Source organism: Acidovorax sp. 100, assembly GCF_003688355.1.
GTDB lineage: Bacteria > Pseudomonadota > Gammaproteobacteria > Burkholderiales > Burkholderiaceae_C > Acidovorax > Acidovorax delafieldii.
In genome coordinates this window covers 384999-400000 of the sequence record NZ_REFD01000001.1, presented here as the reverse complement: position 1 = coordinate 400000, position 15002 = coordinate 384999, and the positions used below count along the sequence as shown (strand labels likewise).

At 65.3% G+C, this 15002-nt stretch carries 10 protein-coding genes and 2 rRNA genes (1 of these 12 only partly in view); 6 read left to right on the top strand and 6 right to left on the bottom strand.

Annotated features, from left to right (window positions below):
- Nucleotides 1–687, top strand: a 23S ribosomal RNA gene (locus C8C96_RS01925); it begins 2192 nt to the left of the window's first position.
- Nucleotides 688–830: 143 nt separating this feature from the next.
- Nucleotides 831–943 (top strand): 5S ribosomal RNA (gene rrf / locus C8C96_RS01920).
- Nucleotides 944–1266: 323 nt separating this feature from the next.
- On the opposite strand, the gene C8C96_RS01915 is transcribed toward rrf, so the two are convergent.
- From C8C96_RS01915 to C8C96_RS01895, 5 genes are all read right to left on the bottom strand, one after another.
- Complete coding sequence (locus tag C8C96_RS01915; protein ID WP_121941247.1) at nt 1267–2034, bottom strand: class II glutamine amidotransferase; 768 nt, start codon at nt 2032–2034, stop codon at nt 1267–1269.
- Nucleotides 2035–2125: 91 nt separating this feature from the next.
- Nucleotides 2126–3583 (bottom strand): DHA2 family efflux MFS transporter permease subunit, encoded by a 1458-nt coding sequence (locus C8C96_RS01910; protein WP_121941246.1) that lies wholly within the window; start codon nt 3581–3583, stop codon nt 2126–2128.
- Between the two features lie 59 nt (nt 3584–3642).
- Nucleotides 3643–3834, bottom strand: coding sequence for a 4-oxalocrotonate tautomerase (locus C8C96_RS01905; RefSeq protein ID WP_015016108.1), 192 nt, complete (start codon nt 3832–3834; stop codon nt 3643–3645).
- Between the two features lie 43 nt (nt 3835–3877).
- Nucleotides 3878–4129 carry a cysteine-rich CWC family protein gene (locus C8C96_RS01900; protein ID WP_121941244.1) on the bottom strand — a complete coding sequence of 84 codons (252 nt, stop codon included), beginning with the start codon at nt 4127–4129 and terminating at the stop codon, nt 3878–3880.
- 202 nt (nt 4130–4331) lie between these two features.
- Complete coding sequence (locus C8C96_RS01895; RefSeq protein ID WP_121941243.1) at nt 4332–6542, bottom strand: malate synthase G; 2211 nt, start codon at nt 6540–6542, stop codon at nt 4332–4334.
- 230 nt (nt 6543–6772) lie between these two features.
- Here C8C96_RS01895 and C8C96_RS01890 point away from each other — a divergent pair, with 230 nt between their 5' ends.
- From C8C96_RS01890 to C8C96_RS01880, 3 genes are all read left to right on the top strand, one after another.
- Complete coding sequence (locus tag C8C96_RS01890; protein WP_121941242.1) at nt 6773–8698, top strand: acyl CoA:acetate/3-ketoacid CoA transferase; 1926 nt, start codon at nt 6773–6775, stop codon at nt 8696–8698.
- Nucleotides 8699–8849: 151 nt separating this feature from the next.
- The gene (locus tag C8C96_RS01885) at nt 8850–9785 is read left to right on the top strand and encodes a LysR family transcriptional regulator (RefSeq protein ID WP_121941241.1); all 936 of its coding nucleotides are present in this window, start codon (nt 8850–8852) and stop codon (nt 9783–9785) included.
- Nucleotides 9786–9815: 30 nt separating this feature from the next.
- Nucleotides 9816–10463 carry a response regulator transcription factor gene (locus C8C96_RS01880; RefSeq protein ID WP_056065207.1) on the top strand — a complete coding sequence of 216 codons (648 nt, stop codon included), beginning with the start codon at nt 9816–9818 and terminating at the stop codon, nt 10461–10463.
- Between the two features lie 155 nt (nt 10464–10618).
- Here the strand turns inward: C8C96_RS01880 and C8C96_RS01875 are convergent, their stop codons facing one another.
- On the bottom strand, nt 10619–13285 hold the full coding sequence (locus C8C96_RS01875; protein ID WP_121941240.1) for a PAS-domain containing protein: 2667 nt from the start codon (nt 13283–13285) through the stop codon (nt 10619–10621).
- Nucleotides 13286–13527: 242 nt separating this feature from the next.
- Here C8C96_RS01875 and C8C96_RS01870 point away from each other — a divergent pair, with 242 nt between their 5' ends.
- Nucleotides 13528–14898 carry a dicarboxylate/amino acid:cation symporter gene (locus C8C96_RS01870; protein WP_121941239.1) on the top strand — a complete coding sequence of 457 codons (1371 nt, stop codon included), beginning with the start codon at nt 13528–13530 and terminating at the stop codon, nt 14896–14898.
- Nucleotides 14899–15002: the final 104 nt, after the last annotated feature.

Genomic DNA, 15002 nt, shown 5'->3' with positions numbered 1-15002 from the left:
GATCGGGGACAGTGCATGGTAGGCAGTTTGACTGGGGCGGTCTCCTCCCAAAGCGTAACGGAGGAGTTCGAAGGTACGCTAGTTACGGTCGGACATCGTGACGATAGTGCAATGGCATAAGCGTGCTTAACTGCGAGACTGACAAGTCGAGCAGATGCGAAAGCAGGACATAGTGATCCGGTGGTTCTGTATGGAAGGGCCATCGCTCAACGGATAAAAGGTACTCTGGGGATAACAGGCTGATACCGCCCAAGAGTTCATATCGACGGCGGTGTTTGGCACCTCGATGTCGGCTCATCTCATCCTGGGGCTGTAGCCGGTCCCAAGGGTATGGCTGTTCGCCATTTAAAGAGGTACGTGAGCTGGGTTTAAAACGTCGTGAGACAGTTTGGTCCCTATCTTCCGTGGGCGCTGCAGATTTGAGGAAGCCTGCTCCTAGTACGAGAGGACCGGAGTGGACACACCTCTGGTGTATCGGTTGTCACGCCAGTGGCATTGCCGAGTAGCTAAGTGTGGAAGAGATAACCGCTGAAAGCATCTAAGCGGGAAACTCGTTTCAAGATGAGATCTGCCGGGGCCTTGAGCCCCCTAAAGAGTCGTTCAAGACCAGGACGTTGATAGGTCAGGTGTGGAAGCGCAGTAATGCGTTAAGCTAACTGATACTAATTGCTCGTGCGGCTTGACCCTATAACTTTGATAGCCAACACGCAACCAGCGTGAAGCTCAAAGTCTGTTATGCCAAGTTAGACGCAGTCAAAACACAAACATCTGATTCCAGACTCTATGAATTCGCCAGGCAGTTCACAAAAACTGCCCAGCACCAAGTTATGCCTGATGACCATAGCAAGTTGGTCCCACTCCTTCCCATCCCGAACAGGACAGTGAAACGACTTTGCGCCGATGATAGTGCGGGTTCCCGTGTGAAAGTAGGTCATCGTCAGGCTCTTACAGCCCAGAAAACCCCAGTCAGATATGACTGGGGTTTTTTGCTTTTGGACGGCATCGAAATGCGCCAGGGGCTGTGGCCGGTCAACGCTTGTGGTACCGCAGTTCGCTGGGTTTGCATCGGACTTACCGGACCGCCAAGCGCAGGAAGCCCCTCATCTACGCAGTCCGCACAGCTCCAGATCTAACTGTCGGAATGGACCCACTCGCTTCAATCGATACGGCATGCGCTGATCGATAGAACCTCGCGAGAACCAAAGTGCATCCATTCCGAGCGTCCCCATATTCACAGCCTCTCTCAGTGGCGATATATCGTCTGCGTCAGATAGGCAGCCGTCGGCCTTGTTCGAACACCAGCAGTTCACCTTTGCCGAACGCCGTCCACGTTTCGTTGGTCGTGAGGGGGCTGGTCACGATCACTGCCACCTGATCGTTCACGCCAGTCTCCTTCGAAAAATCCAGCTGGAGGTCTTCGTCACTCAGCTGCGCAGCGCCGAAGGGATGGCGGCGTTCTATGTAGTGCAGATGGGTGGAGGCGTGTGCCCACAACGCCTGTCCATTGGAAAGCAGGAAATTGAATGTGCCGTGAGTAGCTATGCGGGCAGCGAGTTCCTTGAGCGTTAGCGTCAGCTCTGGAACAGAAGGCACGCTGGCGTGCGATTTGGCCAACTCTTGCATGATCCAGCAAAACGCATGCTCGCTGTCGGTATCGCCCACGGGGCGGAAATGCGAATGAAGGCGAGGGCGGAAGTCTTTCAGATCTCCGTTGTGGGCAAAGACCCAGTAGCGGCCCCACAGCTCACGCACGAACGGATGGCAGTTCTGCAGGCTCACCATGCCTTGGGTGGCCTTGCGGATGTGGGCGATGACGTTCCGGCTCTTGATGGGGTAACGGCGAATGAGTTCGGCCACCGGTGAGTCCACGGCCGCCAGATGGTCCACGAAGTGCCGAAGCCCCTTGTCCTCAAAAAACGCGATGCCCCAGCCGTCGGTATGGTGATCTGTCTTCCCGCCGCGTTGCGCAAAGCCCGTAAAGCTGAAGGTCACATCGGTGGGCACATTGCAATTCATGCCGAGGAGTTGGCACATGGCGAAGGTTCCGTTTCTTTGATTTCTTGAAAGGCTTGGGTGCTCAATGCGCGCATCCGCCTTCAAGCATCAGGACAAGGTATGCCTGCTGTCAATCTGCCCGCGCCTCGCGCAGCTGCCAGGCGGCCACCAGCGCCAGCCCGCACAGAAAAGTCAGCATCAAAAAGGTTTCACCGAATGCTGCGATGCGCGCCGGGTTGCTTGCTCCGGCCGTCAACGAGGCACCATGTGCGCCGAGTCGCCATTCGAGCACGATGCCGCACAGGCTGACCCCGGCGGCACCGCCCAGCATGCGCAAGAAACCGATGGCGCTGGAGCCTTGCGAGATCAGCGACTTGTCCAGCGGGCGCATGGAGCCCAGATTCAGCGAGGGCAGAATGAAGCCGAGTCCGATGCGTCCCAGGATCGCAAAAGCGACGAGCATCCACAGCGACGAGCCAAGGCCCACAAATACCATCAGCCCGAACGACAGGGCCAGCAAACCGAGCCCGGTGCTGACCAACAAATGGGTGGGCTGCCGGTCCGCCAATCGGCCCACCATGGCGATGGTGGCGGCCAGAACGAACCCTGCCGGCAGCATGAGGGTGCCCACGTGCGATGCCGACAGCTCCAGCCCCAGTTGCATGAACACCGGCAACAGATAGGTAGAGCCGAACAAGGCGGTGCCGTAGATGAATGCCACCACACTGCCCATGGCGAACTGCCGGTATTGGAAGAGGCGCAGGTCCATGAGCGGCTTGCGCCCGGTGCGCAGCAGCCTGCGCTGCCAGGCAATGAAACAGGCGACGGCCACCACAGCACCCATCAGCAAGCCCATCGCCTCTACGTGAGAGCCGCCATGCAGCGACACCAGGCCGTTCAGCAGGCACAGCGTTCCCACCGTGCCCAGCAGAAGGCCTCGCCAGTCCAGCGCCTGGCCTTGCCGATTGGCCTCAACCCCTCCAGGGGCGGTGACCGGTACAAACTTGTACGCCAGCCAGATGGAGGCCAGGCAGAGTGGCACCACCATGAAAAAAATGGAGCGCCAGCCAAACCAATCCACCAGCAAACCGCCCATGCTCGGACCGATGGCCGGCGCCAGCACGACACCCATGCCAAAGATGCCGCTGGCGCGCCCCTGCTCGTGGGGCTGGAAGGCATACAGGATGATGACGGCCGGGATGGGCTGCACCACACCCGCTGCCAGCCCCTCGGCGACGCGTGCTGCCAGCACCAGGCCAAAGTCGCGCGCCAGACCGCCCCCCACGCCGCCAACGAGCAGCAGCAACATCGCGCCCACATAGGTCGCGCGGTAACCGTACCGCGACAACAGCCAGGGGGTGGTGAGCATGGACACGGTGGTGGCCACCATGAACCCGGAGGTGACCCACTGGGCGCGCTCCTGGCCCAGTGCAAAGTAGTGGCTCATGTCCGGTATCGCCACGTTGACGATGGTGGAGGACATGATGGAGGCCATGGTGCCGACCATCACGGACAGCAACAACAGCCACCGGTAGCGCTCGCCATAACGCTCGCGCAATACGGCCAGAGACCCCGAAGCGGTGCTCATAAAGCGATCCAGCAGAGAGGCGATACCACGGGGTCAGTGACGGAGGGAGGCTGCACCACTCAGGATGTGCGCTCCAGCCAGAGCTTGCCGCCTGTGGCCCAGTTTTCGCGCTTCACGTCCGTAATCAGGATGTCCACCGACTCGGGCGAGCCGCCCAGGATCTCGACGGATACGCGGGTGATCTCTTCCACCAGCTTCTTCTTTTGCTCGACCGTGCGGCCTTCCATCATTTCGATGTGGTACGTGGGCATGTCTTGTTCCTTCGCGCGCTGTAAAGACAGCGAAAAACGCAAATCATATCGGCGAAGGTGGGTGGCCTGCGGCGGAGGGTTGCTGTGCGTCTGGTGCCGGCGCGCCGCAAGCCGCGCAGATACACACCTTGCCGCGTGCCTCCTGTGGCAAAGCGGCCAAGGCCGCAGGGTCGATGGTCTGCGTCATGCACCAGCAGCTTTCTGCTGGGCGACCCGCTGCGATAGCGCACTGATTGGGCTGCCCGCACAGCGGGCAGGCAGACGGAGCGGGGTGGGTAGGTGGTGCTGCAGGCATAGGAGTGAGCGCGTGGGCGTCGGTGCCAGTGTACGGCGCAGCTTGCCCCAAACGCGGTCGCCGCTTCTCACACAAGTGAACAAGGTGAGCCGGAGTACTGCCTGACATAAAAATAGCTGCTAGCGCACATGTTGATTGCGCTAGCAGCTATCAAAAGTGGAGCGGTCAGCGCCGTGAATACGGCACTGCCTGCAATCGGGAATCAGGCCGCTTGTGCTGCCTTCAGCTTCAGGCGCCAGGCGTGCAGCAGTGGCTCGGTGTAGCCGCTGGGCTGTTCCATGCCCTTGAAGACCAGGTCACACGCTGCCTTGTAGGCCATGCTGGTGTCAAAGTGTCCGGCCATGGGCTGGTACAGCGGGTCACCCGCGTTTTGCTGGTCAACCACGGCGGCCATGCGCTCGAAGGTCTCGCGCACCTGGGCTTCGGTCACCACGCCATGGTGCAGCCAGTTGGCCATGTGCTGGCTGCTGATGCGCAGCGTGGCGCGGTCTTCCATCAGGCCCACGTTGTGGATGTCAGGCACCTTGGAGCAGCCCACGCCCTGGTCCACCCAGCGCACCACGTAGCCCAGAATGCCCTGGGCGTTGTTGTCCAGCTCCTGCTGCTTCTCGGCGTCGCTCCAGTTCGGGGCGGCGGCCACGGGCACGGTGAGCAGGCCGGTCAGCAGGTTGTCACGCTCGGCGTTCACATCGGTCTTTTCCAGCTCGATCTGGATGTCGCTCACCTTCACCTGGTGGTAGTGCAGCGCGTGCAGCGTAGCGCCCGTGGGGCTGGGCACCCAGGCGGTGTTGGCACCGGCCTTGGGGTGGGCGATCTTCTGCTTGAGCATCTCGGCCATCAGGTCGGGCATGGCCCACATGCCCTTGCCGATCTGCGCCTTGCCGCGCAGGCCGCACGACAGGCCCACGAGCACGTTGTTCTTCTCGTACGACTGGATCCAGGCGCTGGTCTTCATGTCGCCCTTGCGCACCATAGGACCAGCGTGCATGGCGGTGTGCATTTCGTCGCCGGTGCGGTCCAGAAAGCCGGTGTTGATGAACGCCACGCGGCTCGATGCAGCGGCAATACAGGCCTTGAGGTTGACGGACGTGCGGCGCTCCTCGTCCATGATGCCCAGCTTCACGGTGCTGTCGGGAAGGCCCAGCAGCTTCTCGACGCGGCCGAAGAGTTCAGCGGCAAAGCCGACTTCGGCCGGGCCGTGCATCTTGGGCTTGACGATGTAGACGCTGCCCTTGCGGGAGTTGCGGATGCCGTTGGCGCCGTGCCCTTGCAGATCGTGCAGCGCGATGGCCGTGGTCACTACCGCGTCCATGATGCCTTCGGGGATCTCGCGCTGTGTGCCCTGCGCGTCGGTCCACAGGATGGCCGGGTTGGTCATCAGGTGGCCCACATTGCGCAGGAACATCAGCGAGCGGCCATGCAGGCGCACTTCGCCGCCTTGGGGGGCCGTGTAAACACGGTCAGGGTTCAGCCCGCGCGTGAAGGTCTTGCCGCCCTTGGCGACCTGCTCGGTCAGCGTGGCCTGGATGATGCCCAGCCAGTTGCTGTAGCCCAGCACCTTGTCTTCGGCGTCCACGGCGGCCACGGAGTCTTCCAGGTCCAGGATGGTGGACAGGGCCGCTTCCAGCACCAGATCGCTCACGCCTGCGGCATCGGACTGGCCGATGGGCGTGCTGCGGTCGATCTGGATATCGAGGTGCAGGCCGTTGTGCTGCAGCAGCACCGACGACGGCGCGGCGGCATTGCCCTGGTAGCCCTTGAACTGCGACGCGTCCTTCAGGCTTGTGGTGCTGCCGTTGGCGAGTGACACCACCAGCTGGCCGCCTTCCACTTTGTAGCCCGTCGAATCCTTGTGCGAGCCCGAGGCCAAAGGCGCCGTGTCGTCCAGCACCTGGCGCGCAAAGGCGATCACCTTGGCGCCGCGCACGGGGTTGTAGCCCTTGCCCTTTTCGGCGCCATCGGTTTCGGGGATGGCGTCCGTGCCATACAGCGCGTCATACAGGCTGCCCCAGCGCGCGTTGGCGGCGTTGAGTGCATAACGTGCGTTCAGGATGGGCACCACCAGTTGCGGGCCGGCCTGCGTGGCCAGCTCGTCGTCCACGTTGGTGGTGGTGGCCTCCACGTCGGCAGGCTGGGGCACCAGGTAGCCGATCTTTTCGAGAAAGCCGCGGTAGGCCACCATGTTCTGGATGGGGCCGGGGTTGGCCTTGTGCCAGGTGTCCAGCTCGGTCTGCAGGCGGTCGCGCTCGGCCAGCAGGGCGATGTTGCGCGGGGCCAGGTCGGACACGATGGCGTCAAAACCTTTCCAGAAGGCGGTGGCGTCCACCCCCGTGCCGGGCAGCACCTTGTCTTCGACAAAGCGGTACAGGGAAGTGGCCACTTGCAGGCCGTGGACTTGGGTGCGTTCGGTCATGGGGTGCCTCAAGAAGAGTGGTGAAAACGGAGATCAATGAAAAACGGTGCCCGCAACAGCAGGCCATGGACAGACTGTATTGCAAATGTTTGCCCACATAAATACGCTGAAAATCTCTAAACCAGTGACTTTTACGCAAAACTGGTGACAGTCCGTAGTCACCCTGAATGGTGCTTTCGCCCGTTACCCACTACGCTGCGCGCACAACAAACCCACCGGGAGACAAACCCATGCAGGCACCCCTGGACGCCAGCGCGCTCAACGCGGCCCACAAGAACAAGATCGTGAGCGCCGCCGATGCCGTGCAGCTCATCCACGATGGCGACACCGTGGCCACGGGCGGCTTTGTGGGCATCGGCTTTGCCGAGAGCATTGCCGTGGCGCTGGCCCAGCGCTGGGAAACGACCCAAACCCCGCGCGACCTCACGCTGGTCTACGCCGCAGGCCAGGGCGACGGCAAGCAGCGGGGCCTCAACCACCTGGGCCACGCCGGCCTGCTCAAGCGCGTGATCGGCGGGCACTGGAGCCTGGTGCCCCGCATCCAGAAGCTGGCGGTGGACAACCAGATCGAGGCCTGGAACCTGCCCCAGGGCGTGATCACGCATTTGTTCCGCGACATCGCTGCGGGCAAGCCCGGCACGCTCACGCGCGTGGGCCTGGACACCTTTGTGGACCCGCGCCACGGCGGCGGCAAGCTCAATGCGCGCACCACCGAAGACCTGGTGCGCATCCTGCCCATCGACGGGCAGGACTACCTGTTCTACAAGGCCTTTCCGATCCACGTGGGCATCATCCGCGCGACCACGGCCGACGCCGACGGCAACCTCACCATGGAGCGCGAGGCGCTCACGCTCGAAGCGCTGGCGATTGCCATGGCCGCGCGCAACTCGGGCGGCGTGGTCATCGCGCAGGTCGAGCGCATTGCCGAGCGCGGCACGCTCAACCCCCGGCAGGTGAAGGTGCCCGGCGTGCTGGTCGACGCCGTGGTGCTGGCCACCGAGCCCGCGCACCACCACCAGACCTTTGCCGAGCCCTACAGCGCCGCGTTTGCGGGCGAGCTGCGCGTGCCCATGGACACGCTGGAGGCCATGCCGCTCACCGAGCGCAAGATCATCGCCCGCCGCGCGGCACTGGAGCTGCGCCCGCACCAGGTGGTCAACCTGGGGATAGGCATGCCCGAGGGGGTGGCCAACGTGGCGGCCGAAGAGCGCATCATCGACCTCGTCACGCTCACGGCCGAGCCCGGCGTGATCGGCGGCATCCCCGCCGGCGGGCTGAACTTTGGCGCGGCCGTGAACCCGCAGGCCATCATCGACCAGCCCAACCAGTTCGACTTCTACGACGGCGGTGGCCTCGACATCGCCATCCTGGGCCTGGCGCAGGCCGACCAGCACGGCAACCTCAACGTGAGCAAGTTCGGGCCGCGCCTGGCGGGTGCGGGCGGCTTCATCAACATCAGCCAGAACGCCAAGACCGTGGTGTTTGTCGGCACCTTCACGGCCGGCGCGCTGCAGGTGGAGGCGGTGGACGGCCACCTGCACATCCTGCACGAAGGCGGCGCGCGCAAGCTGGTGCGCGAAGTCGAGCACCGCACCTTCAGCGGCGCCGAAGCCCTGCGGCGCGGCCAGCGCGTGTTGTATGTCACCGAGCGCTGCGTGTTCCGCCTGGTGCCCTCGGGCGAGGCGGATGGCGGCGGCGCGCTGGAACTCATCGAGCTGGCGCCCGGCATCGACCTGCACCGCGACGTGCTGGCCCACATGGCATTCACGCCACGTATCAGCCCCGGCCTGCAGACCATGGACCTGCGCCTGTTCGAGCCCGGCCCGCTGGGCCTGCGCGAGCAGCTGCTCAACCGCCCGCTGGTGCAGCGCTTTGAGCTGGACGCCGCGCGCCAGCTGCTGCACATCGACTTCTCGGGGCTGCAGATCAACACCGCCAGCACCATCGACGCCATCGAGCAGGAGGTGCGCCGCCTGCTCGCCCCGCTCGCCGCACAGGGCGAGCGCGTGGGCGTGATCGTGAACTACGACCACTTCACCATCGCCCCCGACCTGGCCGACGCCTACACCGCCATGGTGCAGGGCCTCACGCGCGACCTCTACACCGAGGTCAAGCGCTATGGCACCGTGGGGTTCCTCAAGTCGCGCCTGGTGTGAAGTGGGGGTGATGCTGGTTCACTATCATTTATGTAGCTGCTCAAGCATATTCCACTAGCGCATGCGGCCTGTTTGGCTTCAAAACCGATCACAGGCCGTGCCCAAGTCCGTCACCAGGCCCTTCTCCGCTTTATCCGCATAATCAGCGCCCATGGACAAACTCAAGGCCTTCGAATCGTTTGTGTCGGTGGCAACACGCGGCAGCCTCACCGCTGCGGCCAAGGCCGAGGGCGTGGCGCCGGCCATCATGGGGCGGCGGCTCGATGCGCTGGAAGAACACCTGGGCGTGAAACTGCTGGTGCGCACCACGCGCCGCATCAGCCTCACGCACGAGGGCAGTGCGTTTCTGGAAGACTGCCAGCGCCTGCTGTCCGACGTGGCCAATGCCGAGGCCAGCGTGTCCGAAGGGGGCGTCAAGGCCACGGGCCATTTGCGCATCACCGCACCGGCCGGCTTTGGCCGCCGCCATGTGGCGCCGTTGGTGCCACGTTTTCGCACCGCCCACCCGGACGTGACCATCTCGCTCAACCTCAGCGACCGCGTGGTGGACCTGGCGGGCGAGGGTTATGACTGCGCCGTGCGCGTGGGCGACCTGCCCGACTCGTCGCTGGTGAGCGTGCGCATTGCCGACAACCGCCGTCTGTGCGTGGCCACGCCCACCTACCTGCAGCGTCACGGCACGCCGCGCCACCCCAGCGAGCTGGTGCAGCACGACTGCCTCACGCTGTCGAGCGAGGCCTCGCAAACACGGGGCTGGGCGTTCCGCATGCCGGTCGAAGGCGGTGGCACCGAGGTCATCCACCTCAAGCCCGGCGGCCCTCTCGATTGCTCGGACGGGCAGGTGCTGCACGACTGGTGCCTGGCGGGCTACGGCATTGCCTGGCGCAGCACCTGGGAGGTGGAGGCCGAGATCGCGGCAGGCCGGCTGGTGGAGGTGCTGCACGATTTTGCGGCGCCGCCCAACGGCATCTATGTGGTGTTTCCGCAGCGCAAGCACATGCCGCTGCGGGTGCGGCTGTGGATCGAACACCTCAAGCACCAGTACGCACAGCCCGCGTTCTGGAAAGGCCCGCAGGCCGGCGGCTGATGGCCCCCGTGGCAGACTGCACAACACTCCATGTCCACCGCGCCCACACTCCTCGTTGCTGACGACCACCCGCTGTTCCGTGCGGCTGTGCTGCACGTGCTGCGCGAGCGGCTGCCGCAGTTCCGCACGCTGGAGGCGGCCAGCGCCGCCACGCTGGGCCAGGCGCTGCAGGACCACCCCGAAGTCGAGCTGGTGCTGCTGGACCTGAGCATGCCCGGCACGCGCGGCTTCTCGGCCCTGCTGCATGTGCGCGGCGAATACCCCGAGCTGCCCGTGGTCATCATCTCGTCCAACGACCACCCCCGCGTCATCCGCCGCGCCCAGCAGTTTGGTGCTGCGGGCTTCATCCCCAAGTCCGCGCCCGCCGACGCCATGGGCGACGCCATCCAGGCCGTGCTCGACGGCGGCAGCTGGTTCCCGCCCATGGCGGCCGAACGCTCCGAGGCCGACGCCGAGCTGGCCGCGCGGCTCGCGCAGCTCACGCCCCAGCAATTCCGCGTGCTGCTGTGTTTGGCCGATGGCCTGCTGAACAAGCAGATTGCGAGCGCGCTGGGCCTGGCCGAGAACACGGTGAAGGTGCATGTCACCGCCATCCTGAAAAAGCTCGCGTGCTACAGCCGCACGCAGGCGGCGGTGCTGGTGAAAAGCCTGGAGACGGAAGACGGCGTGTCTTCCTGAGGTGGAGCTCAGCATCAAAACGGCCGCTGTCGCTTATTCAACAAGCCCTGGCAGCTGCTAAAAGCGTAGCGACGAGCGCAGCCTCTCCAACCGGGCGCAGCACCCTGCGCGAGGCGCCGTGCAAGGGCCGCCCCGCCGCCCCGCCGCGCAGCGGCTCAGGGGGATGCTCCCTGTCTCAGCAGCGTCTGGCTCACCAGCGCCCGCAGCGCAGGGGCGCGCACCGGCTTGGCCAGAAAGCCCCAGCCGCGTTCGGCGGCCTGGCGGCGCAGGGTGGCATCGCGTTCGGCGGTGACCAGGATCACGGCGGGTGTCTGGCCCCAGCGCTGGCACAGCTGCGCGAACACTTCAGGGCCGTGGAGGCCGGCGCCCAGGTGCACGTCCAGCAGCACCAGCTGCGGCGCCTGGCCGGGCTGGGCGGCGGCCAGGGCCTCGGGCGCGCCAGCGGCCAGTGGCACCGTGCAGCCCCAGCGCTGCAGCAGGGCCTGCGTGGCGGCGCAGGTAGGGCCGTCGTCATCAATGACCCAGGCGCTGCTGCCTTGCAGGGGGGCGTCGTCGGCGGGTTGCTGCGTGGTGGCGGGGGGCGCAGCCTGCTGCGCGGCGACGGGGTTGCCCAGCGGCACACACACCCAGAACAGGCTGCCGCGCCCCAGTTGCGAGCGCAGGCCAATCTCGTGCCCCAGCAAGCGGCCCAGGCGTTCGACGATGGCCAGGCCCAGGCCTGCGCCCCGGTCGTCGGCGCGGCCTTCGTCCAGGCGGCGGAATTCTTCAAAGATCTCGCGCTGCAATGCCTCGGGGATGCCGGGGCCCTGGTCGTGCACCTCGATGCGCAGGTGGTGGTCGCCCACCCTGCGGCAGCCCACCACGATGCGCCCGCGCCGGCTGTAGCGGATGGCGTTGGAGACAAAGTTCTGCAAGATGCGGCGCAGCAGGTTGTCGTCGGTGCGGACCACGGCGCGCGTGGGCACGCAGCGCAGTTGCAGGCCCTGGCTTTCGGCCAGCACGCCAAAGTTGTGGCCCAGCACCTGTAGCAGCGGGCCCAGCGCCACGTCGTGGATGTGCACGTCGAACTGGCCCGACTCCATGCGCGAGATGTCGAGCAGGCTGTTGAGGATGGCGTCCTGCGCTGCCAGGGCGCCGTCGATGCTGTCCACGGCGTGCCGTTCGGCGTCGCCCGGCAGATGGCTGCGCAGCAGCGAGGTGAACATGCGCGCGGCGTTCAGGGGCTGCAGCAGGTCGTGCACGGCGGCGGCCACAAAGCGGGTTTTGGAGCGGTTGGCCTGCTCGGCCTCGCGCCGCGCGGCATCCAGGTCGCGGGTGCGGTCGGCCACGCGCTGCTCCAGCGCGTCGGCCAGCGATCGCAGCTCGCGTGCGGCGTTCTTGTAGCTGGTGATGTCGGCGTAGCTGGTCACAAAGCCGCCCTCGGGCAGCGGGTTTCCCCGGATCTCCAGCACCGTGCCGTCGTCCTTGGCGCTTTCGTGCAGATGGGGGGTGCCACTGCGCAGGTGGGCCAGGCGGCGTTCGATGGCTTCTTCCACCGGGCCCGGGCCCAGCAGGCCCCGGCGTGCGTTGTGGCGCATCAGGTCTTCAATGGGGCGGCCCACCTGCATCAGGTCGGCGGGGTAGCGGAACAGCTGCACATAGCGCGAGTTCCACGCCACCAGCTTCAGGTCGGCGTCGATGATGACCACCCCCTGGGGCAGGTGTTCCAGACTGCGGGAGAGGCCCATGTCGGCCTGCTGCGCCGCCTGCACGATGCCGTCCTGCGCGGTGCGCAACTCCTGCGCGTGCTGTTGCAGCACGGTCTCCAGCTCCTGGCGGCTGCGCTGGCGCAGGCGGGCCAGGCGCTGGCGCTGCCGCACAAACAGCACCAGCAGCGACAGAGCCAGCCAGCCGCCGCCCCCGGCTGCGGCCGCCCAGCGGCTGTCGGCAATGCTGCTGTGGGTGGTGTGCACCAGGTGCAGTTGCCAGGGCGTGCCGGGCAGGGGCTGGGTCAGCCACAGCATGCGGCCGGGCGGGGCGGGCATGTCGGCGGACGGTTGCACGCGCACCAGCCGCCCGCCGTTGTCCAGGCGGTCGTCCACGCGGACGTCGAGCGGGCGCAGCGGCTGGTCGGAGTACTGCCGGGTGGCGTTCAGCTCGCGGCGCTCTTCGTCGTCGAGCGGCTCCAGCAGGCGGTAGCGCCAGGCGTCCTGGCTGGCGAGAAAGACCACACCATGCGCGTCCGACGCGAGCACGATGTCGGGTGTCTGCAGCCATTCGCGCTCCAGCTCCTGCAGCGCAATCTTGATGGCCACCAGCCCCAGGATGTGGCCGCTGTCGTCACGGATGGCCTGCGACAGGAAGTAGCCCGGCTCGCCCGTGGTCACGCCAATGCCGTAGAAGCTGCCGCGCCCCTGGGCCAGCGCCTGCTGCACGTAGGGGCGAAAACTGTAGTCCACGCCCACGTTGCTGGTGACCGTGCGCCAGTTGCTGGCGGCCACGGCTAGGCCGTCGCGGTTGAGCAAGGTGAGGGTGGAGGACTGGCTGGCGCCGTTGGCCTGCTCCAGCTTGCGGTTGAGTTGTGCTACCTCGTCGGTGCTCAGGGTGCGGCGCAGGGCGTCCTGCAGTTGCGCGTCCAGGGCCAGCACCTCGGGCAGGGTGCGGTAGCGGTCGATGCGCTGGGCCAGCGTCTGCCCGTACAGGGCCAGCTGGCGCTGCACGCTCTCGCTTTCGTCCAGCAAGGACCGGTGCCAGGCCCACTGGCCGGCCGCGAACATGCTGGCCACCGTGCCTGCTAGCAGGATGAGCAGCGTCCAGAACTGGCGAAGGCGGGGTGTGGGCATGGGAATCCAGTGGGGTGGTTGTGCGGCACCAAGGCCAATTGGGTGCGGGTGGGAGTGTGCTGCACCAGGCTGGGGACTAAGTAGTTACCCTGATTTGGTGCACGCGTTCTCCTATGAAGCCGCTCTCGACTAATACCAATAGGTTATCGGCTGAAACAAAGTGCAGCGGTACAAACGGCACCCTTGACGCGCGCCGGAGGCACCCCGGTGGTGCAGACCCGTGACCCCAGGAGACCCGTTCCATGCACAACCATTCCGCTCCCGCAGCCTCGACCTTGAAGCTGCCTTTCTATCGGCAACTGTACTTCCAGGTGGTGTTCGCCATCGTCCTGGGCGTTCTGCTGGGCCATTTCGAGCCGTCCTACGGCGAGGCGCTCAAGCCGCTGGGTGACGCGTTCATCAAGCTGGTCAAGATGATCATCGCTCCGGTGATCTTCCTGACCATCGTGACCGGCATCGCTGGCATGTCGCAGCTCTCCACCGTGGGCCGCGTGTTCGGCAAGGCCATGGCGTACTTCCTGTTCTTCTCAACGCTGGCCCTGGTGGTCGGCCTGGTGGTGGCCAACGTGGTGCAGCCCGGCGCGGGCATGAACATCAATGTGGCCGACCTGGACCAGACGGCTGTGAAGGGCTACGTGGCCAAGTCGCATGAGATGACGCTCACGGGCTTTGCGATGGACATCATCCCCAAGACGCTGGTGAGCCCGTTCGTGGGCGACAACATCTTGCAGGTGCTGCTGGTGGCCGTGCTGTTCGGCATTGGCCTGGCGATGGTGGGTGAGGCAGGCCGTCCGGTGCTGAACTTTCTGGACGCGCTGACTACGCCCGTGTTCAAGGTGGTGGGCATCGTGATGAAGGCCGCGCCCCTGGGGGCGTTTGGCGCCATGGCGTTCACCATTGGCAAGTTTGGTCTGGGCTCGCTGGTCAATCTGGCGTGGCTGGTGGGCTCGTTCTATGTCACCTCGCTGCTGTTTGTGGTGGTGATCCTGGGCTTGGTGGCGCGCCTGTGTGGCTTCTCGGTGTTCAAGCTGATCCGCTACCTCAAGGCCGAGCTGATGCTGGTGCTGGGCACTTCGTCGTCCGAATCCGCCCTGCCATCGCTGATGGAAAAGATGGAAAAGGCCGGTTGCAGCAAGTCGGTGGTGGGCCTTGTGGTGCCCACGGGCTACTCGTTCAACCTGGACGGCACCAACATCTATATGACGCTGGCCGCACTGTTCATTGCCCAGGCTACGAACACCGAACTGACGCTGGGCCACCAGGTGGCGCTGCTGCTCGTCGCCATGCTGTCGTCCAAGGGCGCGGCGGGTGTTACGGGCGCGGGCTTCATCACCTTGGCCGCCACCCTGGCGGTGGTGCCCGAAGTGCCCGTGGCTGGCATGGCGCTGATTCTGGGTGTGGACCGTTTCATGAGCGAATGCCGTTCGCTGACCAACTTCATCGGCAATGCCGTGGCCACCGTGGTGGTGTCCCGCTGGGAGAACGCGCTGGACCAGGACCGCCTGGACGCGGCGATGAACGGCCATCCGCTGCCGCTCGCAGCGCCTGCGGCCTCGGCCCCCGTGGTGCCGGTGGATGTGCCTGTGGCGACGGTGGCGCGCACCGTGGCCTGATCGCTGGCACCTGCTGCAACAGCGCTCTCTGCGGCGCGGGCTTTCGGGCCCGCGCCGTTTTTCTTTGAGCGCGTTGAGCCCACGCCATCGCGCACAATGGTGGC